Here is a 251-nt window from a genome sequence, read left to right as displayed (position 1 = left end):
AAATTTGTAAGCACATTGAAAGATAACGTAAAGTTCAAACTGAAAAAGTTCCCAAATATTAAAATCGATGCAACGCATGACCGTATGTACATTCAATTAAATGGCGAAGACCATGAAGCAATTTCTGAAAGATTGAAAGATGTATTCGGTATTCATAAGTTTAACTTAGCGATGAAAGTACCATCAGAATTAGAAGATATTAAAAAGGGTGCATTAGCAGCTTTCTTACAAGTAAAAGGTGATGTGAAAAC

Annotated in this window: 1 protein-coding gene; it reads left to right on the top strand. The window is 32.3% G+C overall.

The genetic code is table 11. The annotated features are described in order from the left end of the window. A partial coding sequence (locus tag SB775_RS31955; protein WP_486360734.1) for a THUMP domain-containing protein occupies window positions 1-251 on the top strand: 251 nt, incomplete at both ends.

Source organism: Peribacillus sp. SIMBA_075, from assembly GCF_046534585.1.
Note: the sequence above shows the minus strand (reverse complement) of the source record. Positions and strands in the feature narration are given on the sequence as shown.